Source organism: Pseudomonas sp. H1_D05, from assembly GCF_054682705.1.
Genome location: NZ_CP162825.1, coordinates 1813657 through 1840237 on the forward strand (window position 1 = coordinate 1813657; position 26581 = coordinate 1840237).

At 60.3% G+C, this 26581-nt stretch carries 21 protein-coding genes; 9 read left to right on the top strand and 12 right to left on the bottom strand.

Going from position 1 to position 26581, the window contains the following annotated elements:
* Positions 1 to 84: 84 nt before the first annotated feature.
* Positions 85 to 714: a LysE family translocator gene (locus tag AB4O11_RS08315; RefSeq protein ID WP_093429574.1), complete on the top strand. Its 630-nt coding sequence runs from the start codon at positions 85 to 87 to the stop codon at positions 712 to 714.
* Here the strand turns inward: AB4O11_RS08315 and AB4O11_RS08320 are convergent.
* From AB4O11_RS08320 to AB4O11_RS08345, 6 genes are read right to left on the bottom strand one after another with little or no spacing between them, the layout of a single operon-like run.
* On the bottom strand, positions 711 to 2849 hold the full coding sequence (locus tag AB4O11_RS08320) for a hypothetical protein (RefSeq protein WP_320336100.1): 2139 nt from the start codon (positions 2847 to 2849) through the stop codon (positions 711 to 713). The genes AB4O11_RS08315 and AB4O11_RS08320 overlap by 4 nt on opposite strands.
* Complete coding sequence (locus tag AB4O11_RS08325) at positions 2836 to 4020, bottom strand: DUF3142 domain-containing protein (protein WP_460089339.1); 1185 nt, start codon at positions 4018 to 4020, stop codon at positions 2836 to 2838. The genes AB4O11_RS08320 and AB4O11_RS08325 overlap by 14 nt, the downstream gene beginning before the upstream one ends.
* A 48-nt stretch (positions 4021 to 4068) precedes the next feature.
* Positions 4069 to 5217, bottom strand: a complete 1149-nt coding sequence (locus AB4O11_RS08330) for an acyltransferase family protein (protein WP_460130449.1) — start codon at positions 5215 to 5217, stop codon at positions 4069 to 4071.
* A complete protein-coding gene (locus AB4O11_RS08335; protein WP_460089340.1) occupies positions 5207 to 6136 on the bottom strand; it encodes a class I SAM-dependent methyltransferase in 930 nt (309 codons plus the stop codon). Before AB4O11_RS08335 ends, AB4O11_RS08330 begins: the two co-directional genes overlap by 11 nt.
* The gene (locus AB4O11_RS08340) at positions 6133 to 7437 is read right to left on the bottom strand and encodes a glycosyltransferase (RefSeq protein WP_460130450.1); all 1305 of its coding nucleotides are present in this window, start codon (positions 7435 to 7437) and stop codon (positions 6133 to 6135) included. Before AB4O11_RS08340 ends, AB4O11_RS08335 begins: the two co-directional genes overlap by 4 nt.
* The gene (locus AB4O11_RS08345; protein ID WP_460130451.1) at positions 7431 to 9011 is read right to left on the bottom strand and encodes a glycosyltransferase family 4 protein; all 1581 of its coding nucleotides are present in this window, start codon (positions 9009 to 9011) and stop codon (positions 7431 to 7433) included. The genes AB4O11_RS08340 and AB4O11_RS08345 overlap by 7 nt, the downstream gene beginning before the upstream one ends.
* A 416-nt stretch (positions 9012 to 9427) precedes the next feature.
* On the opposite strand from AB4O11_RS08345, the gene AB4O11_RS08350 reads away from it, so the two are divergent.
* From AB4O11_RS08350 to AB4O11_RS08385, 8 genes are read left to right on the top strand one after another with little or no spacing between them, the layout of a single operon-like run.
* Complete coding sequence (locus tag AB4O11_RS08350; protein ID WP_099757587.1) at positions 9428 to 10342, top strand: GDP-mannose 4,6-dehydratase; 915 nt, start codon at positions 9428 to 9430, stop codon at positions 10340 to 10342.
* A complete protein-coding gene (gene gmd / locus AB4O11_RS08355; protein WP_093429566.1) occupies positions 10339 to 11310 on the top strand; it encodes a GDP-mannose 4,6-dehydratase in 972 nt (323 codons plus the stop codon). The genes AB4O11_RS08350 and gmd overlap by 4 nt, the downstream gene beginning before the upstream one ends.
* Positions 11311 to 11313: 3 nt before the next feature.
* Positions 11314 to 12756 (top strand): mannose-1-phosphate guanylyltransferase/mannose-6-phosphate isomerase, encoded by a 1443-nt coding sequence (locus AB4O11_RS08360; RefSeq protein ID WP_460089345.1) that lies wholly within the window; start codon positions 11314 to 11316, stop codon positions 12754 to 12756.
* Positions 12757 to 13554 (top strand): ABC transporter permease, encoded by a 798-nt coding sequence (locus tag AB4O11_RS08365; RefSeq protein WP_460130452.1) that lies wholly within the window; start codon positions 12757 to 12759, stop codon positions 13552 to 13554.
* On the top strand, positions 13554 to 14807 hold the full coding sequence (locus AB4O11_RS08370; RefSeq protein ID WP_099757590.1) for an ABC transporter ATP-binding protein: 1254 nt from the start codon (positions 13554 to 13556) through the stop codon (positions 14805 to 14807). The genes AB4O11_RS08365 and AB4O11_RS08370 overlap by 1 nt, the downstream gene beginning before the upstream one ends.
* Complete coding sequence (locus AB4O11_RS08375; protein WP_460130453.1) at positions 14804 to 16171, top strand: glycosyltransferase family 4 protein; 1368 nt, start codon at positions 14804 to 14806, stop codon at positions 16169 to 16171. Before AB4O11_RS08370 ends, AB4O11_RS08375 begins: the two co-directional genes overlap by 4 nt.
* Positions 16155 to 17285, top strand: a complete 1131-nt coding sequence (locus tag AB4O11_RS08380) for a glycosyltransferase family 4 protein (protein ID WP_460130454.1) — start codon at positions 16155 to 16157, stop codon at positions 17283 to 17285. Before AB4O11_RS08375 ends, AB4O11_RS08380 begins: the two co-directional genes overlap by 17 nt.
* Complete coding sequence (locus tag AB4O11_RS08385) at positions 17286 to 18416, top strand: glycosyltransferase family 4 protein (protein WP_460130455.1); 1131 nt, start codon at positions 17286 to 17288, stop codon at positions 18414 to 18416. It abuts the gene before it with no gap.
* A 118-nt stretch (positions 18417 to 18534) separates the two neighbouring features.
* Here the strand turns inward: AB4O11_RS08385 and AB4O11_RS08390 are convergent, their stop codons facing one another.
* From AB4O11_RS08390 to glmU, 6 genes are all read right to left on the bottom strand, one after another.
* Complete coding sequence (locus tag AB4O11_RS08390) at positions 18535 to 20565, bottom strand: pyridoxamine 5'-phosphate oxidase family protein (protein WP_460130456.1); 2031 nt, start codon at positions 20563 to 20565, stop codon at positions 18535 to 18537.
* A gap of 45 nt (positions 20566 to 20610) precedes the next feature.
* Positions 20611 to 21237: a glutathione S-transferase family protein gene (locus AB4O11_RS08395; protein WP_093429558.1), complete on the bottom strand. Its 627-nt coding sequence runs from the start codon at positions 21235 to 21237 to the stop codon at positions 20611 to 20613.
* 105 nt (positions 21238 to 21342) lie between these two features.
* Positions 21343 to 22269: a LysR family transcriptional regulator gene (locus tag AB4O11_RS08400; protein WP_093429557.1), complete on the bottom strand. Its 927-nt coding sequence runs from the start codon at positions 22267 to 22269 to the stop codon at positions 21343 to 21345.
* Between the two features lie 76 nt (positions 22270 to 22345).
* Entirely contained in the window at positions 22346 to 24178 is a 1833-nt protein-coding gene (glmS, locus tag AB4O11_RS08405; RefSeq protein WP_460130457.1) for a glutamine--fructose-6-phosphate transaminase (isomerizing), read from the bottom strand.
* 2 nt (positions 24179 to 24180) lie between these two features.
* The gene (locus AB4O11_RS08410; protein WP_007911964.1) at positions 24181 to 24957 is read right to left on the bottom strand and encodes a DeoR/GlpR family DNA-binding transcription regulator; all 777 of its coding nucleotides are present in this window, start codon (positions 24955 to 24957) and stop codon (positions 24181 to 24183) included.
* A gap of 231 nt (positions 24958 to 25188) precedes the next feature.
* A complete protein-coding gene (glmU, locus tag AB4O11_RS08415) occupies positions 25189 to 26556 on the bottom strand; it encodes a bifunctional UDP-N-acetylglucosamine diphosphorylase/glucosamine-1-phosphate N-acetyltransferase GlmU (protein ID WP_099757595.1) in 1368 nt (455 codons plus the stop codon).
* Between the last annotated feature and the right edge of the window lie 25 nt (positions 26557 to 26581).

Genomic DNA, 26581 nt, shown 5'->3' on the forward strand with positions numbered 1-26581 from the left:
CTTTTGAAGCGGACTACGCAAGCACCTGCCTCACCTTTCGGGCCTAGACTTGGCGCACCGAATCGACAACGAAAGGGCTGCAACATGGCGAGTCTCTGGCTGTTCTTCCTGGCATTGGCGGTGGTCTATCTGTTGCCCGGCCCGGACATGATCCTGCTGCTGCAAACCGGCGCTCGGCAGGGACGCGGCGCGGCGCTGGCCACCGCTGTCGGTCTGGGCATCGCCCGTGGTTGTCACGTGGCCCTTGCGGCGTTGGGGCTGGCGGCGCTGTTCAAAGCGGCGCCGTGGACATTCGAGGTGGTGCGATTGGCGGGGGCAGCATATCTGCTGTGGATCGGCATTCAATGCCTGCGCAGCACCCTGCTGCCGAACCTGAATACCGGTGAAGCTGTCGACGCGCACGGGCAATGGCGCGAAGCCGTCCGACGCGGTTTGCTGACCAACCTGCTCAACCCCAAAGCGCTGCTGTTCTGCTCGGTGTTGCTGCCGCAGTTCATCGTCAATGACGGCGTGGCGGTGCTAAGCCAGTTCGCCGTGCTGGGCATGCTGCTTGTCGGTATCGGCCTGCTGTTCGACAGCGCCTACGCCCTCACCGGCGCCGCGCTGGGTCGTTGGCTGCAACACAGTCCAACGGCCCAACGCGTACAACAATGGTTGTTCGGCAGCTTGCTGATCGGTTTCGCCGTGCGCCTGACCTTCGTCCAGCAAGCTTAGCCTTTACGGACCTTGCGCTGGCGACGGCTGATCAACAGCAACGCAGCACCGGCGACCAGCACAACCGCGCCGATCTGCACCGGCCACTTGTACGGCCGCAGCGATGAACGCACGGCATCCGTGACCTGGGTGACGTAACGCTTGTCGGCGTTTTCGAAATCCGGGTACGGGCACTGATTGCCGAAATCCACCGCCCACGGGACAAACGGACCTTCCTTGATGTAACGCTGATACAGCGCGCTCTGATCTTCCAGGCTACTGTTCCAGCCAGCGGCGTTGCACAGCACTGCGGCAAACGCCTGACTGGTGTGCGGCAGGTTGTCAGCGGCGCGCCCGGCCAGCGCGGTGGCGACGAAACGGTAGTGATAGCGCTGATCCGGTTTCGCTTCGCTGGCGACCTGACGTTGCACTTCGGCTTCGCTCACCAGCGGACCGACTTTCAGCTCGGTACTTTCCAGGCTGTAGTTGCCACCGAACGTGGCGTAGTCCGGCGCCATCTCGTAACCGAGAATATCCATGCCCCACTCGCGGGCTGTCCACGCCGCGTTGTACAAGGCACTGGCGCGCTTGGTCGGCCACCACGCGGCATCAGCCTTCAGCCGTTGTTCGCCGTAGAGTCGGGCCTTGTTTTGCAGGTCGGAATTGTCGAAATAAGCCACCGCGTCGGCGTAATGCCCTTCACGCAGCAAGCGTCTACCGAGCAGATTGCGCAGGCTGGCGGCGACCGGCAGCGGCACGTAGTTGTCACGCTCCTGCTGGGTCAACGCCGGCGGCGCCGGGACGTTGTCGTCGACGTATTTTTTCAATTCCTCGACCGTCAGCACGCGTTCGGCCACGGTCGCAGCGTCGAACCAATAGGTGCTGTTGCTGCGATACAACTGCACGAAGGCTTGCAGGTATTCGCCGCGCTGCAAGGCGAGAATCGCGCTTTCGCCCTCGACCCGGCACTTCGGCTGAACGGCTTCATACGCCCAGTCCGGGGTGCGCCGGTAACCCCAGTCTTCGCTCTGCGGGAAGGCCTGCGCGGCTTTCGAATAGGCGGCGGCCGCGGCATTTTTATCGCCGTCACGCACCGCCAGTTTCGCCCGTAGCCACCACGCCAATCCGCCGTCGCCGGCGTTCTCGAGAAAAGCCTTGGCCCCAGCGTAATCACCCTGTTGATAACTCATTGCCGCCAGACGATCAGCGTTGTCGAGGCTGCCACGGGTGCTGTTTTGCAGCAGCTTGACCAGTTTCTTCTCGTTCGGCGGCTCATCGCCAAACGACCAGCCTTGGCGGCTGACCAGCGATGCCGTGACCATTTGCTGCACGGCTTTGTGTTGCAGCAGCTCGGCCAGTTCGGCCTCGGGCAACTCCGCCAGTTCATTCATCAATTGCTTGAGCGAGGTGTAACCCACGGCCGAACCGTGCAGATTCTGTGCTTCATACAATTCGATGGCGCCGCTCCAGTCGCCTGCCGAGCGCAACACCCGCGCCTCTTCACCGAGGCTGGCAACACCCAACTCCAGCGGATCGCTGAAACCGTCGATGCTCAGTTGCCGGGCCTGGCGGAACGCATCACGCGATTGTTCCAGCGCCTCGACCCCATCCCCTCCTTCGCTGCTCATCGCAAACCAGGTACGGCCCAGCGAATACGCCGCCCACGTGCTGCGCAACGGACGCTGATCTGCCGGCAGCGCCAGCAGCTTGTTGAAATACGCGACCGCGAGTTGATGATCGCCTGTGGCAAACGCCACCGCACCGGCCACATACAAACGGATTTCCGTCGGCAGACTGGCGCCCTGCACCTCGACCTGACGCGCATCGGTCAGGCCACGCAGTTGTTTGACCAACGCTTGCTGCTCGGCGCTCAGTCCGGCCTGCTCGGCCTTCTCCCGTGCCTCGGCGGCCGCGTTTTCCTCGCCGTACATATCGTTCGGATTGTGCGTTGCCGCGGTGACATTCTTCAGCCCGGCGATGGCTTTGCCGAGGCGACTGAGTTCGAAGTTGAAGTTGCCCTCAGGCAGATCCGCGAGGGTTTGCCCGCGATTGTCGAGCAGGCGCATGGGGAAATCCGGTCCGCAGGCCAGCGCCGAACCCAGCGGCAGGCAGAGGCTCAGGCAGAGCAGATGGCGGGGCCAGTTACGGGTCAACATGCGAACCTCCTTGATCAATATTGGCGCAGCGCGCCCAACCGATGGCGCGCTGCCCGCCCGCCGGCAAACGGCCGTCGCGCAGGCGGGTGAAGGTAAGCAGATCCGGGGCTAGTTGCAACGAGTAACCGGCGAGCGCATCGGCGCCTTCACAGCTTTGCGCCTTCAAGGTGATTTGCGCAGGCCAGGCACTGTCGAGGTTACCGGGGTTTTCGAGTTTGATGTCGTAGAGACCGTCGTGTTCGCTGAACGTCACGCCGAGCTGGCTGACGAGTTGATCACCCCGGGCCACCGCGCGCAGGGTGGTCAGGCTCCAGGCGCGGCGATCATTGGCCAGCGGCAAGCGAAACCAGATCAGCCCGGCCAGATGCGCCGGCGGGTCTTCGCGCAGGGTCTTGCCGAGTTGGCTCAACTGCAGCGGATCGGCGAGCAACTCCTGACGCTCACCGCCGCGCTCAAGTTGCACCTCGCTTTCCACCACCGGCGCCCCGCCGTCATCCGGCAACAGCGCGACACCGTAAGCCGGCAGCGCGAGATAAAAAGGTTTGTCGGTAATCCGTGCCCAGGCCTTGGCCCACTTCAACGCCTGATCAGGATCGAACAAACCCCGGCGTGGATCGCTGACGGCATGCACTTGCAGCACGCTGCTGTCGACGGTTTGCAGAAGTTCGGGCAATTGCACACTGCCGAGCCAGGCCGGTAGTGCCGTGATGCTCAAGGGCAGATTCGTCGGTAAGGCCGAGCGCAGATGTCTGAGAAATTCAGCATACGCCGGCAACCGCGCATTGCCCGCGTCGTGGTCGATTTCGACACCGCTCAGCGTCAGCCCTTGCGCCTGCCAATCGGCAAGCACCTGCAGAATCTGCGCGGTGACCTGATCCTGATCCAGCGACATGAGCTGGCCGTCGAGACGAATCACCGCAATCAACGGACGACCCTCGGCTTTCAGTAAGTGCGCATCGATCCGCGCCCGACTCCATCCCGCGTTCGGAAAGGCCTGCAGCGCCAGCACGCGCAGCGTCGAGAAGTCTTGGCGGCTGTCACGCAACGCCGTCTCATGGGCCGGCGTCCATTGCCGTTGCCAGATGTAGAGTTGTTGGTCGAGGGCTGGCGCATCCTGCTGCTCGCAAGCACAAAGCACCATCAAAGCAAACAGACCGACAATAAACCGCATACCTTCCAGATCCCTGACACCTCAAGGCTGCAAGGTTACACAAATCGATCAGAACGTGGCTTCAGTAGACGCAACGGATTTTCGCGACGTCCCGAGACGTTGTATCAGTGCGGTACCGCGAAGTCGCATAGGCATTTCAATGAAGCGATAATTCAGTTCGCTGATCAATACAATCAGGCCCCCTGCAAGCAACAGGGTAACGATCGGGTGTCCCGCCGGACTCGGCAGGCCTGCACTCTGCAAACGGAAAGTGACCTCGCGTACCAGTAAATACACCGGAATGTGGATCAGGTAGATCCCGTAGGAACGGTTGCCTACCCACGCCATCACTCGCTGCAAGCGCCCGGTCGGCAACAGATAGTCTCTGTTGTACGAGGCGATCCATACCAGCACGGCGCTGAGAATGGCGATGGCACCGATGCGATAGGGCGCCATGGTAAAGCGTTCGGCGCCCAGGAAAGCCATCAGCAACCCGACAATGACCAGCACCGAAATCCCGGTCCACGGACGGCGCAGAAACGTAGGCTGCCAGCGTTGATAACCCGGTTGAACGCTCCACATTGCCAACAAAACGCCAAGGGCGAGCGCGTCGGTTCGTATGGTCATCAACAGCGTTGTCCGCACCGTGAACAGTTGCACCGCAACCAGCGCCAGCAAGACCCACACCAGGTGCTTGCGACAGAGCAGGATCAGCAACGGAAACAGCAGATAGAACTGTTCCTCCAGCGCCAGGCTCCAGTAGACGAAACTGCTGCCGTACTCGTAATGAAAAATCGCATCAGCAAAGCGGAAATTGGCGTATTGAAATACCCCCGCAAGCGTGGCCTGCACGTTGGCTTGCACCGTGCCGAACGCCCCGGAGCGGTTGAAAAAAACGCACAGCAGCAGTATCAGTGCCAGCCACAACCAGGCCGATGGCAGCAGGCGAAAGGCTCGCCGCAACCAGAAGTTACGCGTTTGCTCCCAGTACTCCTGACGATTGCTGCAACTGCGCAGCGCAGGAATCAGACTGCGGGCGATGACAAATCCGGAAATCGCAAAAAAAAGATCCACCCCCCACCACAGTCCAAACCAGGCACGACTGGATTCGAGCAGCGGCACGGGGTCTCTGAACAGAGCTGGCAAGTGATGAAACAACACACCAAGCACTGCAATGGCGCGCAGCACCTCGATGTCCATGATTCGCTTACTGCCCATCCGGCTCCCCCGCATCGAGTGGTTTACGGGCAATGATCACCTGGCTCTTGGGCATGAACTGGTCGAGTACCTGTTTGATCGCAAGCCCGTCGGGCCGGTCAAGCATCTCTTCCCAGGTCCTCGCCCACCCGCCCATCAAATGCGGGAACGGTGCATGAATGCGATCGCGCACCGCACCGCCCGGATCCTTGCCGGCAGCCTTTTCGCTGGCCCAGAAAAAAATCATCCCCATCACCCAGAAGAACCCGGTGGCTTGCCGATGTTCGATGACCAATCCGACATCCTCGACCATCGCCTCGAAGCGCTCCGGGGTGAAAATCTGTACATGATTGGGAGACTGGTAATAACTCGCGGGGGCGATACCTTTCTGCAGATGCTCGCCAACCGGTGCCGGCACGCTGAGCAGATACAACGCACCGGGCCGCCCCATACGCGCCAGTTCGGCCATGAACGGCTCGGGCTCGTCGACGTGCTCCAACACCTCCATACACACCACTCGGCTCGCGCAACCGTCCGCCAGAGGCAAGGGCAAGCTGTTACTGACCAGCCCCAGACTCGGCCTGGAACTCTTGGCTTCAACCTGACGCGCCAGCTCGCTCACTTTGTCGTGCTCACTGTCGGTGAAGATCACCGATGCGCCCTGGCGTACCGCAAACAACGTCGCGGCCCCCTCGCCACAACCGACGTCGAGCAAGGTGTCGTCAGGCGTTATGGCAAAGCCCTTGAGCAATTCGCCGCTGTCATTGAGAAACCAGCCGTCCAGAACCGCATCACGCAAACCGACGTCGCGCGGCGACCAGGTGAACAAAGGTTCCGGTTCGGATTCAGGTGTCGGATCAACCACGGGTTCGTCGACGGGTTCAACGGCTTGCGGCGCTTGCGGTTCGGCTAAAAATCGCTGGAACAATCGACGTATCATGCTCCGGCAGCCTCCATGGCAAGTTCAGCGCGGCGCTCGAACAGTTGCGCAAAAAATGCCTGCAAGCGCTGTTCAGCCACAGCCTGACTGCAAAACCCTCGCAGACTCTCCACGGCTTGCGCCGACAGGTGCGCGTAACGCTGCGGATCGTTTTTGGCCACCGCGTAGCTGGCTCGGTAGGCCGCGCAAATCGACGCCCAATTGGCCGCGTAGCGCAGGGTCCGGTAGGCCGAGCGCGGATCGTGCGGCCAGGCCGTAAACTCCTCGGTCGCCTCGATCAGGAACGCGTTATCGGCGTTCAGATAATCGATCATCGCCGTCGTGCACGGCGCCACGGCCGGCTTGCCGCAAGACATGAATTCCATCAGCGGCAGGCACTGGCCTTCGCCGTAGGACGTATTGACCACGTAGCGCGTCGCCTGCACCAGCCGCTCGTAATCCGCGTCCGCCAGATAGCCATAGACCAATACGACGCGGCAGCGATAAGGCTGGTTTTTGTACAGATGATGAAGGATGTCGGTGAGTGCTTCTTCGGCATCGTGGTGAGTGAGTTTGAGCACCAGTGTCGCGTCATCAGTCTCACGGAACGTCACGCAGAATGCGCTGATCATGTCCTCCCAGTTCTTGCGGCCATCGCGCGGGTTGAACACCGAGGTGTAGACCACGCCTTCAAGCAACAACGTCTGCTCGGTGACAGGCGCCAGGAAATCGATGCCCGGGCCACTGCGCAAATGCACCGGGCCGAAGGCATCCAGATCGACTTCGCGACTGTCGACCACCAGCCCTCTGATCGTCAGTCGTACCGAATCGACCACAGGTTGCCCCTGCAACTGAACGCCACGCGCGGCGAATCGATCCCAGACCGGGGCGGGTACGGCAACAATCGGGTAACCGACGCTCATCGCTTCGCGCACCGCATCGACCGTGTAACTGGAATGGGTGATCGCCGCACCGCAGGCGTTGAGTACCGTACGCCAGTCGTTCAACGGATCGCCGGCAAACGGCTCGTTGGGGATGGTGCTGAATTCCCAGGCGAATACCGGCAACGTCGGGCAGGCCAGATGCACCGGGGTGCGGTGCGGAGGCGAGAACGACAGAAATACACAAGGCTCGCCTCGGGACTGGCAATCTGCATACAGCGCATCGACTTCAGTGTTCGGGTCCAGGACCTCGATCACCCGCCCGAGCCGCTCCAGCACCGGTCGATACTCCTTGAGTACGAAGTAATAGCTGTACTCGGAACGCCCGAGGTTGCGGCTGATGGTGTGCTGGTTGGTTTCCGAATGGATGATGATCAGCATGAGGCGTTATCCGTAATCGGGGCAACGTTGTCGACCGGTGATGCCAGCCCGAAAAAATCGGCGACACGCTTTTGCAACGCCGGTTGCGCGCAGTAATCGTGCATGCGTTCGATCGCCTGCAGCGACATGCGCTGATACTCCTGGGGTTGTGTCTTGGCCATCCGGTAACTGTTTTCGTAGGCCTTCTTCAATGACCCCCAGTCCGGCCGATGCCGTTGTGCGCGAAACAGCATTCGCGGGTCATGGGGCCATGTGCACGCCTCTACGCTGGAGCCGACCACGAACGCCACAGACTCATCGATATAATCCTGCATCGCCGAGTGATCGGGAGCGATCACCGGTTTGCCGCACGCCATGAACTCCATCAGCGGCAAGCACAAGCCTTCGCAGTGCGAAGCGTTGACGTAAAAACTCGCCGCTTGGTACAGCCGCGCGTATTCAGCATCATCCAGATAGCCCTGAATCATCACGACACGGCAGGAGAACGGCGCCAGTTGCGCCAGCGGTGTCATCAGGTGCGCGTACACCGCCGCCAGATCACTCTGGGTAAATTTCATCACCAGTGTGGCGTCGGGGGTGTCGCGAAATGCCGCGCAAAAAGCAGTCAGGATCTGTAGCCAGTTCTTGCGCCCGTCCTCGGGGCGGAACACCGTCACATAGATCACGCCGTCCACGCGGGTTTGAACCGCTAATGAACTGTCCGGCATATCCCGGGGCGGCGGTTGGACTGCTACCGGTAAAGGCTGTGGGCCTGCGATGTTTGGCAGACGTTTGCCGAGCCAGTCATGCAAAGTCTCTGGAACCAGATCGCGAATCCCTTCCCAGTACCAGTTCTGCAGAAACCTCACGCGTCGCACTGGCGGTTTCTGCTCGTGGCCCAGATTCAGCAACCACAACCGCAGGAAATGCCGGGCAATGACAAAGCGCCGCTTCAAGGTCAGCGGTGGTGGACGCAAGGCCTCCAGCTGTGCCTCGATTTCGGCCAGCTCTTCGGGGGTCAGCGGCTCGGGCAGCAGATTATCCGGATGCAGGTTCATCTGGCGAGAATCAAAGATGCAACCTTTGACCGTCAATGTCGTACCCGCATTGACCGGCGCGCTGACGTGTTGCTCACGAATCGCTGCAAAGTGCTCCCACAGCGGGGCTGGCAAGACCAACACCGGAAAGTCTTCGCCCATGGTGCGCTGGATCGCTCGGGCGGTGTAGCTGGACAGTGTGATCACGCGGCCATGTTTGGCCAGCATGCGCGTCCAGTCCTGGCGTGGATCGTTGCCCCACTGCTCGTTGGGGATGGAGTCGTACTCCCACGTCACAACACAAACGGTCGGGCATTGGAGATCGGTCAGGGTTTTCTGCGGCCGGGTGAACGAGAGGAAAACACTCTCCTGGCCAGCGGCGAGCAACTGTCGGTAGAGCGGATCTACCTCTGTCACAGCACTGACCACGTGCACTCGCCCGAGCGTTTCGAGCAACGGCACATAGGCCTTCAGCACAAAGTAGTGACTGGCATCGGGATGCCCAAGATTCTGGCTGATTGAACTGTCGTTGATGTCCGAATAAAGAATGAAATTCATGGCATTCCACAATGAAACTGCCATCCCGGCAGCCTCACACTATGACGGCAAAGCGTTGGATCGGATCAATATCCGTCCTCCGTCTTCGGTCCCGTCTTGTTCTTGTTTTAGTGGTCAGTTTCACCTTTTTTCACGACGATGCCGACGAGCCCGGCCAATCGTGACAAGGCGCATTCTAAACACATCCGCGAAGGGTTCGTGAACCGCCCGGCGAGAATAAACCGGACTACGCTAACGAGAACTGACCGGTCACGGTTTGGCCTGTTGAAATTGCCGAGCATTTGGCACAGATTGGCAACAAACAACTACAACAACTGACTTCGCCTTTCTTAAAAGCAGTTTTTCTACTGTTCTGACAGACCTTCCTTCAAAGCCTGTGGGAAAGTGGCGCAAGTTCAAGACCAAGGGGTCGCTGTTTGAAAAAGCGTCTGTTCGTCACGGGTCTCAGTGGATTCGTGGGACACCATATTCAGTCGCGTCTGGCATTGCCGGATTCGTCGTGGGAGCTGCTGCCTGCCGCTTTGCCTTACGACCTCACCGATGCGAGCAGCCTCACCGATCTGTGGCCGCAGCTGCCTGATGCAGTCATTCATCTGGCCGGGCAGACTTTCGTCCCCGAAGCCTTCCGCGATCCGGCACGCACACTCGAGATCAATCTGCTCGGTACGCTCAATCTGCTGCAAGCCCTCAAGACACGCGGCTTTGCCGGCACTTTCCTGTATGTCAGCTCCGGTGACGTTTACGGCCAGGTTGGCGAAAGCGATCTGCCCATCACCGAACAACAGGCGCCCTGCCCGCGCAATCCTTACGCAGTGAGCAAGCTCTCGGCCGAATTTCTCAGCCTCCAATGGGGCCTGAGTGAAGGCTGGCCGGTGTTGGTGGCGCGTCCGTTCAACCACATCGGCAGCGGCCAGAAAGACAGCTTTGTCATCGCCAGTGCCGCCCGCCAGATAAGTCGCATCAAACAGGGCCGTCAAGCACCGCAACTTGAAGTCGGCGATATCGACGTGACGCGAGATTTTCTTGATGTCGGCGATGTGATCTCGGCCTATCTCGCGCTGCTGGAAAAAGGCACACCCGGCCAGGTCTACAACATCTGCTCGGGTCGTGAGCAAAGCATCCGCAGCCTGATCGAGCAACTCGGCGACCTGGCCGAAGTGGAGATGCAACTGGTGCAAGACCCCGCGCGCATACGCCGCGCCGATCAGCGCCGCGTTTGCGGCAGCCACGCAAAACTGGCCAAAGCCACCGGATGGTCGCCAGCCATCACCACACAACAATCCCTGCGGACGATCCTGTCCGACTGGGAGACGCGAGTACGACAAGAATGACAAAAAGTGCACTCATCACAGGGATCACCGGCCAGGACGGCGCGTATCTGGCCAAGTTGCTGCTCGACAAGGGCTACAAGGTTCACGGCCTCGTTGCACGACGCAGCAGCGACTCGCGCTGGCGTCTGCGCGAAATGGGCGTCGAAGCCGACATCGTCTATTTGGACGGTGACATGGCCGATGCCTGTTCGGTACAGCGAGCAGTCATTCAATCAGCGCCGGACGAGGTCTATAACCTCGCCGCGCAGAGCTTTGTCGCCGCGTCGTGGAGTCAACCGGTGACCACCGGCATCGTCGATGGCCTGGGCGTTACCCACCTGCTCGAAGCGATCCGCCAGTTCAGCCCGCACACCCGGTTCTATCAAGCCTCGACCAGCGAAATGTTCGGTCTGATCCAGGCCGAGCAACAGGATGAAAACACGCCGTTCTATCCGCGCAGCCCTTACGGAGTGGCCAAACTCTACGGTCACTGGATCACCGTCAACTACCGCGAAAGTTTCAACCTGCACGCCAACAGCGGCATCCTCTTCAACCACGAATCGCCGCTGCGCGGCATCGAGTTCGTCACACGCAAGGTCACCGATGCCGCCGCACGCATCAAGCAAGGCAAACAGCAGGAGCTGGCCCTGGGCAACATCGATGCGAAACGCGATTGGGGGTTTGCCGGTGATTACGTCGAAGCCATGTGGCTGATGCTGCAACAGGACAAACCTGACGACTTCGTGGTGGCCACCGGTGTCACCACCACCGTGCGGGAAATGTGCCGCATCGCCTTCGATCACGTCGGCCTCAACTACCGCGATTACGTGAAGATCGACCCGGCGTTCTTCCGCCCCGCCGAAGTTGAAGTGCTGCTCGGCAATCCGGCCAAGGCTCAGCGCGTGCTGGGCTGGAAGCCGAAAACAGACCTGGATACCTTGATCCGCATGATGATGGATGCGGACATGAAACGCGTCGCCAAGGAGTAGGCCATGCTGATTCCCGTGATTTTGTCCGGCGGTGCCGGCACCCGTTTGTGGCCGGTGTCCCGCGAGGGCCATCCGAAACCGTTCATGAATTTGCCCGACGGCCAGTCGCTGTTGGGCAAGACCTACCGGCGTGCGGCAGCGTTGCTCGACGGCTGGGGCGATATTGTCACGGTGACCAACCGCGAGTACTACTTCCAGAGCAAGGATCACTATTGCGCCGCACATGTCTCGCGTCATCGCGGGCATTTCCTGCTGGAGCCGACCGGGCGCAACACGGCGCCGGCCATTGCTGCTGCCGCGTTGTCGCTGCAAGCACTGCACGGTGACGACGCGATCATGGTGGTGATGCCCGCCGATCATTTGATCGTCAATCAGGACGCGCTGAAGACGGCTGTCGAGCACGCGGTCAATCTGGCCAAAGACGGTTATCTGGTGACCTTCGGTGTGACGCCGACCGCCCCGGAAACCGGCTTCGGCTACATCGAAACCGGTGCCCCGCTGGATGCCAAAGGCGCGGCGAAAGTGCAGCGTTTCGTCGAGAAACCCGACCTGCAAACCGCGACCCATTACCTGGAAAGCGGCAACTTCCTGTGGAACTCGGGAATGTTCTGCTTCACCACTGCCAGCGTGATTGCCGAACTGCAATTACATGCGCCTGAACTGCTGGAGCAGACCCGCGTCTGTATGGCCGCCAGTGCGCCGATCGAAACCGTCGGCTGCCTGCAACAGGAGCTTTCACCGGCGCTGTTTGCTGAAATCACCGACATTTCCATCGATTACGCACTGATGGAGCGCTCGGAAAAAGTGGTGGTCGTGCCCGCCGGTTTCGACTGGAGCGACATCGGTTCGTGGGGCGCCGTCGCGGCCCTGGTACCGGCCGACGCCGACAACAACCGCGCCAGCGGTGAAGCGATCTTTATCGACAGCCATAACAACTTTGTCCAGAGCGATGGCCGGCTGGTAGCAACAGTGGGTGTGGATAACCTGATCGTGGTCGATACTGCTGACGCCGTGCTGGTAGCCCACGCCGACCGTGCGCAGGATGTGCGCCGCGTGGCCAAGCAACTCAAGGACAAATCCCACGAAGCCTATCGCCTGCATCGCACCGTCAGCCGTCCGTGGGGCACCTACACCGTGCTCGAGGAAGGCCCGCGATTCAAGATCAAACGCATCGTGGTCAAGCCTGGCGGCAAGTTGTCGCTGCAAATGCACCATCACCGCAATGAACACTGGGTAGTGGTCGAAGGCATGGCCAAGGTCACCAACAATGGCAGCGGTACGACGCTGGTAGCCAAGAACGAATCGACCTTCATCGCCGCCGGCCACAAGCATCGCCTGGAAAACCCCGGGGTGATCGATCTGGTGATCATCGAGGTGCAAAGCGGTGAATACCTGGGAGAGGACGATATCGTCCGCTTCGAAGACCAGTACGGCAGGACGGTTTAGATGCTGCTTTCCCTGTTCCGCTCGCTGCATGAATACCGGGGTTTCATCCTCGGCAGCGTACAACGAGAGTTTCAAGCGCGTTATCGCAATTCGCTGTTCGGCGCCCTGTGGCCGATCTTCAATCCGCTGTCGATGATCATCGTGTACACCGTGATCTTTTCTCACATCATGCGCGCCCGCTTGCCCGGTGTGGATGACGGCATGGCCTACAGCATTTACCTGTGCGCCGGCCTGCTGACGTGGGGGCTGTTTTCGGAAATCACCCTGCGCAGCCAGAACATGTTTCTGGACAACGCCAACCTGCTGAAGAAAATAAGTTTCCCGAGGGTCTGCCTGCCGGTGATCGTGTTGATCAATGCCGGGATAAATTTCGCCATCATCATCGGCTTGTTTCTCGGTTTCCTGCTCGTCACCGGACGCTGGCCGGGCATGGCCCTGATGGCGCTGGTGCCGCTGGTGGCCCTGCAAATGATGCTCTGCGCCGGACTCGGTATGGTGCTGGGCGTACTCAATGTGTTCTTCCGTGATGTCGGGCAGCTCTTCGGTATCTGTCTGCAATTCTGGTTCTGGCTGACGCCGATCGTCTATCCCATCTCCATCTTGCCGGAGTGGTTGCAGAGCCTGCTGCAATACAACCCGCTGACCAACCTGATCGCCAGCTACCAGAATCTGTTCCTCTACGGCCAATGGCCACTCTGGAGCTCACTGCTGCCGACATTCGTGATCGGCGTAGTGTTCTGCGCCATCGGCCTGCGCCTGTTCCGTCAACGGGTTGGTGAAATGGTGGATGAACTCTGATGGGACATATCCGTGTCACCGGGCTGGGCAAAGCCTATAAGCAATACCCCAGCCGCTGGAGTCGCCTGGCTGAATGGCTGATTCCTTTTTCAGCACTGCGTCACCGCCAGCATTGGGTACTCAAGGACCTGACATTCGAGATCCCGGCCGGCCAGGCCGTGGGCATCGTCGGGGCCAATGGCGCGGGCAAGAGTACGCTCCTGAAGATGATTACCGGCACCAGCCGACAGACTTGCGGCACCATTGAGCTATCGGGTCGGGTCGCCGCATTGCTGGAACTGGGCATGGGCTTTCACCCGGACTTCACTGGCCGGCAAAACGCCGTGATGGCCGGGCAACTGCTCGGTATGCAACTGGAGGAAATCAATGCATTGATGCCGCAGATCGAGCGCTTTGCTGAAATCGGCGAGGCGATTGATCATCCGGTGCGCACCTACTCCAGTGGCATGCAGATGCGGCTGGCATTCAGCGTCGCCACCGCGCGCCGCCCCGATATTCTGATCGTCGACGAAGCGTTGTCCGTGGGCGATGCCTATTTCCAGCATAAAAGCTTCGAACGCATCCGCGGCTTCCGCGCGGCCGGCACCACCCTGCTGATCGTGTCCCATGACCGTTCGGCGATTCAATCGATCTGCGATTCGGCGATACTGCTAGAGGGTGGCCGCATGGCCATGCACGACACGCCCGAAACGGTGATGGATTACTACAACGCCTTGCTCGCTGAACGTGAAGGCCAGACCGTACGTCAGGAAATACTCAGCGACGGCCAGGTGCAAACGGTGTCGGGCACTGGCGAAGCCGGCATTCTGCGGGTGCGCCTGCTGGACGAGTCCGAACGCTCGATCGAAGCCGCCGAAGTCGGTCAGCCAGTGGTACTGGCGGTTGACGTCGAAGTGCGTCAGGACATCGAACGGCTGGTATTGGGGTTCATGATCAAGGATCGCCTCGGCCAGCCCATGTACGGCATCAACACTCATCGCCAGCATCAGGCACTGGAAAACCTGCGGGCCGGCGAGCGCATCAGCTATCGCTTTGCGTTTGTCATGGGGCTGGGCAAAGGCAACTACTCCGTGGCCCTGAGCCTGTCGCGGCTGGACTCGCACCTGGATCGAAATTACGAGTGGCGTGATCTCGGTCTGGTGTTTCATGTCATCAACAATCGACGAGAAGATTTCGTCGGTTGCGCATGGCTCAACGCGCAGACCACGATCAGCCGTGACACCGAAGTCAGCCATGTCGAGCGCACACCATGACCCGCTTGCTGGTGGAGTGCACCCATGTATTCAAAAACCCGACGGTCAACTCGGGGATTCAGCGTGTGGTGCGCAACGTCATCAAGCAACTGCCTGCCAGCGCCGCAGGCGTCGAGTGCATGCCAGTGGTGGTGCTCAATGGCGAACTTTATCGCGTCCTGCAATTGGCAGCGTGCGATACGCCTTTTTTCAACGCGCTGGAAACCTTCGGTGGACGCCTGGAGCGCCTCGCCCATCGCGTCTGGCAATGGCACCAGCGGCGTGACGCCCAATGCACCTCGAAGCTGGCGCGACGAATTTTGTATGTCGGATACCGGCTCACCATCTTCGGCGCATTCGGCCTGCCGATCCGCCTGATCCGAAGAATCAACCGCAGGCAATTGCTCAAGCGTTGTTCACCACTGCAACATCAGCCGGGCGATCAATTGATGCTGCTGGATTCATCCTGGCACTCGGATTTTTTTGCCCACGTCGAGCGACTGAAACGCGACGGCGTCGGCATGATTGCGGTGATCTACGACCTGATCCCGCTGACTCACCCACAGTTTTACGATACGCGTCTGGTCGAGGTCTTCAGCGAATGGTTCGACTGGATCACCCGCACAGCGGATGGCTACATGGCGATTTCCGCCACGGTGCGCGATCAAGTGCATGAAGAGATGCAGCGCAGAATCGGTGCCGAGCAGACCAATAAACGCTGGTTCGATTTCTTTCACTTGGGTTCCGAACTGGATCTGCACAACGACCAGGCCACGGTTGATCCACGCCTAAGACAATTGTTCACGACAACAGACCCGGTTTACCTGATGGTCAGCACCATCGAGCCGCGCAAGAATCATGCGTATCTGCTCGATGCCTTCGAGCGCGCCTGGGCCACAGGCTCGACGGCCCGGCTGTGCATCGCCGGGCGGGTCGGCTGGAAATGCGACACCCTCCTCGCCCGGGTGCGCAATCATCCCGAGCTGAACCAGCGTCTGTTCATGTTCAACGACCTCAGTGACACCAGCCTTGAACACGCCTACGCCCACGCCAGTGCGCTGGTGTTTCCCTCGTTCGTCGAAGGCTTTGGTCTGCCCCTGGTGGAAGCCATGCAGCGTGGCTTGCCGGCGATGGGCAGTGATATCGCGGTGTTCCGCGAAATCGGCGGCGAGTTCATGGCGTACTTTGATCTGCAGGATCCGCAAAGCCTTGCCGACCTGATCAATCAATTCCAGCGCAGCGGCCAGTTCCCCGCTGCTCGCGACGTCACGGACTGGCAGTGGATCGGCTGGCGCGAAGCCAGTCTGCAACTGGCCGAACGCAGCGTGCGTAACGTTCTGCAAGCGCCGGCGGCGCCAGCGAGGCTGCATGCGCATTGCCCTTAACGCACGAATTCTCCAGGCGCCGCGTGCCGGCATCGGCCACTACGTCGCCGAACTGGTCAACGCCTTGCGCAGCGAGCCTGATATGGATGTGACGTTATTCCATGGCTGGGGCTGGAGTTCGGCGCTGCCGGAAGCGGCCATGCCCGGTTACTCGCGTCTGACGCCACTGCTGCGGCAAATCCCCGGTGCCTATCAGGCGCGCCGCTGGCTGGAGCAGAAACGCTTCGATCAGGGGCGCGCGCAAGGTATCGACCTCTATCACGAGCCAAGTCTGTGGCCGCTGGCCTTCGACGGCCCGACCGTAATCACCCTGCACGACCTGACACACCTGCATTTCCCCGAGACCCAGCCCCCGGCACGGCTCAAGGAAATCGAGCGTCGCTTGGCTCAGGGTGTGCAACAGGCGCAGGTGATTCTCACCGACTCGCAAGCCATTGCTGAGGAAGCTCAAGCTTATTTCGGCCTGCCTGCCGAGCGTTTTGTGGTGGCGCCACTGGGCGTCGCCGAGCGCTTTCATCCACGCGAGGCGAGCACCATTGACGCGGTGCTCAAGGCGCACGCGGTCGAGGCGCGGGAATATTTCCTGAGTGTGGGTACGCTGGAGCCGCGCAAGAATCTTGGCCTGGCCCTACGTGCCCATGCCCTGTTGCCGGAGGCTGTGCGCCAGCGCTTTCCGCTGTTGATCGTCGGTATGACCGGGTGGGAGCGCGAACAGTTCAGCGACCCCTTGCGTCAGGCACTGGCCAGCGGGCACGTGTGCCTGCTCGGTTATCTGCCCGATGAACAGGTCGCGCAACTGCTGGCCGGCGCCCGGGCGCTGATTTTTCCATCACTGTATGAAGGTTTTGGTCTGCCGGTATTGGAGGCCATGGCCAGCGGCACACCGGTGGTGCTCACGCGTTCTTCAGCGATGCCGGAAGTCGCGGGCGCGGCGGGCAACTATATTGAAGCTGACGATGCAGAAGGCCTGCGTGACGCGCTGAGCCGACTGATCGACGATCAAGCGCATTGGCAGGCATGCCAAGAAGCCGGGTTACAGCAGTCACGGCTTTTTTCCTGGGAGCGTTGTGCACAGGCCACAGCCAGTGCCTACCGCCAGGCCATGGGAGGTTGAATGCGAGTTCTTCATTTTTTCAAGACGTACCTGCCTGACTCCGTCGGCGGCATTGAGCAAGTGATCTTCCAGCTCTGCGAGAGCGGCGCCCAGCACGGCATCGATGGCCAGGTGCTGACATTGAGCGCTGACCCGACACCGGCCGTGGTGCAACTCGGTCAGCACGAAGTGCACCGCGCCAAACTGGATATTCAATTCGCCTCCACCGGTTTTTCCTGGAGTGTGTTCAAACAGTTTCGCGAGCTGGCCGCCGAGGCCGACGTGGTCAATTACCACTTCCCGTGGCCGTTCATGGACATGGTGCATTTCGCCAGTGCGATGAATAAACCAAGCGTGGTGACCTACCATTCGGACATCATTCGCCAAAAGCACTTGCTCAAACTCTATCGCCCGTTGATGAATCGCTTCCTCGCCAGCGCCGACCGCATCGTTGCCGCTTCACCGAACTACCTGCACACCAGCGATGTGCTGCAGCAGTTCCAGGACAAGACCCGAGTGATTCCCTACGGTTTGAACAAGGCCGGTTATCCACAGCCTGATGCCGAACGAATGAATCGCTGGCGCCAGCAGGTTGGGGACAAGTTTTTTCTGTTTGTCGGCGTGATGCGTTACTACAAAGGCCTGCACATTTTGCTGGAGGCCCTGAAAGACGTGGACTATCCCGTGGTCATTGTCGGCGCCGGGCCTCTGGAACTGGAACTGCACGCTCAGGCTCGGGCGCTGGGCCTGCGCAACATTCATTTCCTCGGGCGCCTGGGTGACGAAGACAAAGTCGCACTGCTGCAACTGAGCTACGCCATCGTCTTCCCTTCGCACCTGCGCTCGGAAGCGTTCGGCATTTCTTTGCTGGAAGGCGCGATGTACGGCAAGCCGATGATCTCCAGCGAGATCGGCACTGGCACCAGCTACATCAATATTCACAACGAAACCGGGCTGGTGGTGCCTCCGAGTCATCCACAGGCGTTTCGCGAGGCGATGCGCACACTGTGGGAAGACCCGGTGCGCGCCGCAACGATGGGGGTGAAAGCCGAAGCGCGTTACCGGCAGTTATTCACAGCCGATGACATGGGCCGCAAGTGGACAGAGCTGTATCAGGAATTGCTGGAAGAGAAATCCCTGTCTTACGCTTAATGCTATTCAACACAGATTCATTGTAGGAGTGAGCCTGCTCGCGATAGCGGTCTGTCAGCAACAATGATGTTGATTGACCCGACGCGATCGCGAGCAGGCTCACTCCTACAGGGTCAGGTTACAGATCCAGTACCAGCGGCTGCGTGCTTTGCGCCGGGACCGCGCAACAAATCAGCACATGCCCCGCTTCCGGAATATCCGCCGGCACCTGTGGATAATTCACCGCGCCACTGACCAGCCGGGTCTTGCAGGTACCGCACGACCCACCACGGCAACTGAACTCCGGGCGTAGTCCGCGACTTTCTGCCAGTTCCAGCAAACTGCCGCCATCGGGTTGCCAACGTGCCTCTTTCGCCGAGCGCTCAAACACCACCGGCACCGAAGTGGTCGCTGCGGGCGGTTGCTCGATCACGATCGCATCCGGATCGGCCTGACGTTTCAGGGTCGACGGGCCAAAGGTTTCCGCGTGAATCTGCGCGTCGCGCACATCCAGTTCGCGCAGGGTGTCGTACAACCCTTGGGTAAAACCACCAGGGCCGCAGAGCACGAAGTCGAGCTGGTCGAAATCCTCGGCCTCCAGCAGGTTCCTCAGCACCGCGCCGTCGATGCGCCCATGCACATCGAAATCCTCGCCCTCTTGCAGATCGGCTTCCGGCTGGCTGAGCAGACGCAGCACTCGTACAGAATCGCCGGCGGTTTCGAGCAAACGATCCAGCTCCTTTCGAAATGGCTGATCCGCCAGACTGCGCGAACTCTGCAGCAACAACGTCGGACGAATCCCCCGCGTGCGCAAGCCCTGGTACACAACCTCGCGCAGCATCGACAGCAACGGCGTGATGCCTACTCCGGCCGCCAACAGCACCAACGGTCGGTGCTCCAGTGGCGCGACAGTGAAATGCCCTTGCGGTGCCCGCGCCTCCAGTACATCGCCAACGCGAATCTGCTCATGCAGGTGCGAGGAGATCAGCCCTTCGCGCTTCACGCTGATCCGGTAGAAACCATCCGATGGCGCACTCGAAAGGCTGTAGGTGCGGATGTGTACCTCACCGTCGAGGGTAAAACGCAGCGGCAGATGCTGGCCGGCGAGAAACACCGGCAAACCGGCGCCGTCGGTCGGCTCCAGATAGATCGAGCGGATGTGGCGACTCTCCGCTTCGATCTTCGCCACGCGCAGCGGCCGCCATTGATTACCCAGTGCCTGCGCCTGCAAACGCGCGTCCGCCTCGGCCCAATTACCGGTCAACAGACTGGTCGGCGACATGCCGTCGAAGCGCCAGCGCAACGCCAGAGCTGCCGGACGCCGCACCAGTTTTTCCACCTCAAATGTCCACAGCCGTTCCGCACCTTGAAAGGCCTCGATCTGCGGGTCATCGAGAAGGATCTCGGTACGCCCGCTGAGTTGCAGCAGATCACCTGTGGAAAAGTCGATGAACAGCAAGCCGGCCTTGGGATTGAGCAGCAGATTGCCGAGGGTGTTGAAATGCAGGTTGCCGGCAAAGTCAGGGATGGTCAGACGATTGCCTTCCACCCGTACGAAACCGGCCTGGCCACCCCGGTGAGAAACATCCACCGCACGCTGGCCGTCGACATCGACATAACTGGCGACAAAAAACGTATCAGCGCCAGCGATCAGCGCTATGGCTGCATCATCGAGGCCGCTCAGATGCTCAGCCGGGCGTGTCCGCGGATCCGTGAGCGGCACCCGCTGAAACTGCCGCAGTTGAATGTACTGCGGGCAGTTGCCGAAGGCCTGATCCACGCTGACGTCAAAACCATCAGCGCTTAGATTGCCGACATGGCCGTTGAGCCGATTGCGCCGGCGGGTGTGCAATTCGATGCCGAGCAAACCGATCGGCTCGCCATTGCGCAGTTGCGCCGGGTCATCGGCAGCAGGCTGGCTGGCGAAATGCAAATGCTCGGGATCCGGCGACCGGGCAAACCCCGGCGCACCTTCGAGCACACTGGCCCACGGCATCCCCTGCGCATCGACTGCGCCGTACAGCATGAAGGGCAGTTGCTGATAGAACTCACGGTGCTGATCCGGCATCCAGGTGCGAATCACCTTACGCCCGAATGCTTCCATACGATCGGCAACGCCGACATGGGCCTGCAATTGCTGTTCGCCAGCGTGCCACGGTGAACGTTCCATCACGACCTCTCCCCTGCACCGTCGGCGCAGTGTCGATTGCGAAAATCAGGCAGTGGTTTGCAGACCGGCAACCGTACGCGGCATGCCGACGAAACCAGGCAAGGCTTCAACCCGCGCCAGCCAGGCGCGGACGTTGCCGTAGTCGTCCAGCGACACGTTGCCTTCCGGTGCGTGGGCGATGTAACTGTAGGCAGAAACGTCGGCAATGGTCGGTTCGTCGCCGGCCAGGTACGCGGTTTTGCCCAACTCGATGTCCATCACCTTGAGCAGGTTATGCGCCCGGGTGATTGCCTCGTCCGCATTCAGTTGTGCGCCAAACACCGTGACCAGTCGCGCTGCAGCGGGCCCGAAAGCGATAGGTCCGGCTGCGGCCGACAACCAGCGCTGCACACGTGCGGCGCCGACAGGATCCGTTGGCAACCAACGGCCGTTGCCGTATTTCTGCGCCAGGTACACCAGAATCGCGTTGGAGTCGGCCAGCACCACGCCGCCGTCATCAATCGCCGGTACTTGGCCAAAACTGTTGATCGCCAGATACGCCGGCTGCTTGTGCTCACCCTTGGCCAGATCGACGAAAACCAGCTCGGTCGGCAGTTGCAGCAGGGACAACATCAGCTCGACACGGTGGGCGTGGCCGGAACGTGGAAAGTTGTAGAGTTTGATCGCTTGCATGGTCGACTCCGCTGAACAGGGGCGCCACTGCGGGAATGAGAGCGCCGATGGAGGCCATCTTGCGCTGATCGCAAAAACAACAGAATAACCAGTAACCGCAATCGATTATTTCATTGGGTGCAATAACGCAGCGCCTTTCAAAGCAGGATGTTCGCGCAAAGCGTTGGCGGTGAAATCGACAAAACTGCGAATCCGCGCCGGCGCCTTGCGCCCGCCCTGATAAACCACATGGATCGGCAATGTCGGCAGTTCAAATTCAGCGAGGACGATTTCCAGCTCACCGGTCGCGATTTTGCTGGCAACTTGATAAGACAGCACCCGAGTCAAGCCCAGCCCCATGCAGGCTGCGGTAATCGCTGCCTGATTGGCGGTCACGATCAGACGCGGCTCAGGACGCACGCTAAGCGGTTCGCCCGCGTCGAGAAACGGCCAACTGCGTTGCTGGCCAATCGCTGAAGTCGCCACCACTGGCGCGCCCGCCAACGCGTGGGGATGAGCCGGTCGGCCATATTTGGCAAAGTAGTCCGGCGAGCCGCAAATGACCCTACGCACCTCACCCACGCGAACAGCATGCTGACTGCTGTCCGGCAGATCACCGATACGCACCGCCACATCGATGCCCTCCTCGACCATGTTGACGATCCGATCGACCAGTACCGCATTGATCGTGACATCCGGATACTGCGCCAGATAACGCGCCATCAGCGGCGTCACAAACAAATCACCGAACAACACCGGCGCTGTGACCGTCAGTTGCCCACGCGGCTCGGCATGACTGCCCGCTGCCGAATCCTCGGCTTCCTGCACCTCAGCGAGAATCCTCCGACAATCCTCCAGATAACGCTGCCCGGCTTCGCTCAAATGCACACTGCGCGTAGTACGAATCAGCAACTGCGTGCCGATGCGCAACTCCAGCGCCGCCACCGCACGCGTGACGCTGGCCGCTGACAAACCCAGACGCCGCGCGGCAGAGGAGAAGCCTTGCTCCTGAGCGACGGTGGTGAAGATGTGCATTTCCTGGAAGCGATCCATGGTGCCTCTCGAGTCAGATACAAAAATCGCAGCCGAAGCTGCGATTTTTTTTGTGCGTAGGTCAGCTGTGGATAACTTATTCCACCGTCACCGACTTCGCCAGGTTACGCGGCTGATCGACGTCCGTGCCCTTGAGCACCGCCACGTAGTACGACAGCAACTGCAGCGGAACCGTGTAAAGGATCGGTGAGAGGATGTCGTGGATGTGCGGCATCTGCACCACGTGAGTGCCTTCGCCGTTGGTCATCCCGGATTTTTCGTCGGCGAACACGATCAGTTCACCGCCACGGGCGCGGACTTCCTGCAGGTTGGATTTGAGCTTTTCCAGCAGTTCGTTGTTCGGCGCGACGGTAACCACCGGCATGTCGTTATCCACAAGCGCCAGCGGGCCGTGTTTCAGTTCGCCGGCCGGATAGGCTTCGGCGTGGATGTAGGAGATTTCCTTGAGTTTCAGGGCGCCTTCCATTGCTACCGGGAATTGCGCACCACGACCGAGAAATAGCGTGTGGTTCTTCTCGGCGAACAACTCGGCGATTTTTTCCACCGTGCTGTCCATGGCCAGTGCTTCGCCGAGACGGGTTGGCAGGCGACGCAGTTCTTCGACCAGACGTGCTTCGACGCCGTCGGCCAGAGTGCCGCGCACTTGGCCCAGCGACAGGGTCAGCAGCAACAGGCCGACCAACTGCGTGGTGAAGGCTTTGGTCGAGGCCACGCCGATTTCGCGGCCGGCCTGGGTCAGCAGGGTCAGGTCGGATTCGCGCACCAGTGAGCTGATGCCAACGTTGCAGATGGCCAGGCTGGCGAGGAAGCCCAGTTCCTTGGCATTGCGCAGCGCCGCCAGGGTGTCGGCGGTTTCGCCGGACTGCGAGATGGTCACGAACAAGGTGTCCGGCTGCACCACCACTTTGCGGTAGCGGAATTCGCTGGCGACTTCGACCTGGCACGGGATACCGGCCAGTTCTTCGAGCCAGTAACGCGCGACCATGCCGGCGTGATAGCTGGTGCCACAGGCGACGATCTGTACGTTGCGGACTTTGGCGAACAGCTCGGCCGCTTGTGGGCCGAATGCTTGCACCAGCACCTGATCATTGCTCAGGCGACCTTCGAGGGTGCGTTGTACAACGGCCGGTTGCTCGTGGATTTCCTTGAGCATGTAGTGGCGATATTCGCCCTTGTCGGCGGCTTCGGCACCGTCGCTGTACTGCACGGTCTGGCGCTCGACGGCATTGCCGTTGACGTCCCAGATCTGCACGTTATCGCGGCGAATTTCGGCGATATCGCCTTCTTCCAGGTACATGAAGCGGTCGGTGACCTGGCGCAGCGCCAACTGGTCAGACGCGAGGAAGTTCTCGCCCAGACCCAGACCGATCACCAACGGGCTGCCACTGCGCGCGGCGACCAGACGATCCGGCTGTTTGGCATTGATCACGGCCAGACCGTAAGCACCGTGCAGTTCCTTGACCGTCGCTTTAAGCGCAACGCTCAGGTCTGGCTGGTCCTTGAGCTTGTGGTTGAGCAGGTGGGCAATGACTTCGGTGTCGGTGTCCGAAGTAAACACGTAACCCAGCGCTTTCAGTTGTTCACGCAGGGCTTCGTGGTTTTCGATGATGCCGTTGTGCACCACCGCGATGTCGCCGGAGAAATGCGGGTGCGCGTTACGCTCGCAAGGAGCGCCGTGGGTGGCCCAACGGGTGTGAGCAATGCCGAGACGGCCCACCAGTGGGTGTTCGGCCAGCGCCGCTTCGAGTTCACTGACCTTGCCCGGGCGACGCATGCGCTCGAGGGTTTCGTCGTTGGTGAAGACCGCGACACCGGCGCTGTCATAGCCACGGTATTCAAGGCGCTTGAGGCCTTCGAGCAGGATGGCGGTGATATTACGTTCAGCAACTGCGCCGACAATTCCACACATGCTTATTTCTCCTGACTGACAGCCGCGCAAATCACGGTGATACCGCGGGCCTGTATCTGATCGCGCGCTTCGATAGGCAGGCGATCATCGGTAATGAGGGTATGGACGCTGCTCCACGGCAGTTCCAGATTGGGGATCTTGCGACCGATCTTGTCGGCCTCGACCATGACGATGACTTCTCGCGCCACCTCGGCCATGACCCGGCTCAGTCCCAGCAATTCATTGAAAGTCGTCGTGCCGCGCACCAGATCGATACCGTCGGCGCCAATGAACAACTGGTCGAAGTCGTAAGAGCGTAGTACCTGCTCGGCGACCTGGCCCTGAAAGGATTCCGAATGCGGATCCCAGGTGCCGCCGGTCATCAACAGCACCGGTTCGTGCTCAAGTTCACTCAGGGCGTTGGCGACGTGCAGGGAATTGGTCATCACCACCAAACCCGGCTGCTGGCCAAGTTCGGGGATCATCGCGGCGGTGGTGCTGCCGCTGTCGATGATGATCCGCGCGTGTTCGCGGATGCGTTTCACCGCCGCGCGGGCGATGGCCTGTTTGTACTTGGAAACGCTCTGCGCGGTTTCCGCGACCAGTTCCTGCGGCATGGTGATCGCCCCACCGTAGCGGCGCAGCAACAGACCGTGGCTTTCCAGGGCGGCGAGATCCTTGCGGATCGTAACTTCCGAGGTTTCGAAGCGCTTGGCCAGTTCATCCACACTGACTTCGCCCTGCTCGTTGAGCAAGGCGAGGATGTTGTGACGGCGTTGCGGCGTGTTGCGTTTCGACATGGCGACTTAAGTTTCGTTTCGAAAGATAACGGAAGCAATCAAAACCTATCGGCTCTAAATCGTCAAGCGGCAGCAAGGCTTTTTTGAAAACGACACAAACAAAAATGTGGGAGCGAGCTTGCTCGCGAAGGCATCGTGTCAGTCAACATCAATGTTGAATGATCTACGGCATTCGCGAGCAAGCTCGCTCCCACATTGGATTTTCGTCGCTAAAAAGAAACTGTGGATAACTCAGCTCTTCTTGATCTTCTCCGGCCGCTTCCAGCCGTCGATATTTCTCTGCCGCGCTCGGCCCACGGCCAACTGCGCGTTATCCACATTCTGCGTAATCGTCGAGCCGGCCGCCGTGGTTGCACCATCGGAGATATCCACAGGCGCGACCAGCGAATTATTGGAACCGATGAACACATCTGCACCCAGCACGGTTCTCCACTTGTTGGCGCCATCGTAGTTGCAAGTGATGGTGCCGGCGCCGATGTTGGTACGCGCACCGATCTCGGCATCGCCTAGATAAGTCAGGTGTCCCGCCTTGGCGCCTTCGCCCATGCGGGCATTTTTCAGCTCAACGAAGTTACCCACATGCGCACGTGCTTCAAGCACGGTGCCTGGACGCAGACGCGCGAACGGGCCGGCGTCACTGCCCTCGCCCAGTACGGCACCTTCGATATGACTGTTGGCTTTGATGACCACGCCTTTGCGCAGGGTGCTGTCCTTGATCACGCAGTTCGGGCCGATCACCACGTCATCTTCGATGACCACATTGCCTTCGAGGATCACGTTGATGTCGATCAGCACATCGCGACCGACGGTCACTTCACCACGCACGTCAAAGCGCGCCGGATCACGCAAAGTGACGCCTTGCGCCATCAACCGACGACCAGCGCGCAACTGGTAATGACGCTCGAGCTCAGACAGCTGCTTGCGGTCATTGGCGCCCTGCACTTCCATCGGGTCGTGTGGTTGCTCGGTGGCGACCACCAGACCATCATTGACCGCCATCTCGATCACGTCGGTCAGGTAGTACTCGCCTTGAGCGTTGTTGTTCGACAGACGGCTCATCCAGTCAGCCAGACGATTGGCCGGGACAGCAAGAATGCCGGTGTTGCCTTCAGTAATTGCGCGTTGCGCTTCGCTGGCATCTTTGTGCTCAACGATCGCGGCCACCTTACCGTCGGCATCGCGCACGATGCGGCCGTAACCGGTCGGGTCATCCAGCTCGACGGTGAGCAAGCCCATCTGTCCAGGCACGACATGCTTGAGCAGACGCTGCAGGGTTTCGACTTCGATCAGCGGCACGTCCCCGTAGAGGATCAGCACGGTGTCGGCAGTAATGAACGGCACCGCTTGAGCGGTGGCGTGGCCGGTGCCGAGTTGCTTGTCCTGCAGGACGAAATTCAGATCGTCGGCAGCCAGTCGCTCGCGCACCACGTCGGCACCATGACCAATCACCACATGAATGCGTTGTGGATCGAGTTGCCGAGCGCTGTGGATAACATGACCCAGCATGGAGTTGCCGGCAATCGGGTGCAGCACCTTCGGCAGGGCCGAGCGCATACGGGTGCCTTGACCGGCCGCGAGGATAACGATTTCAAGAGACATGACTGGCTACCAATCCTGGGTGGTC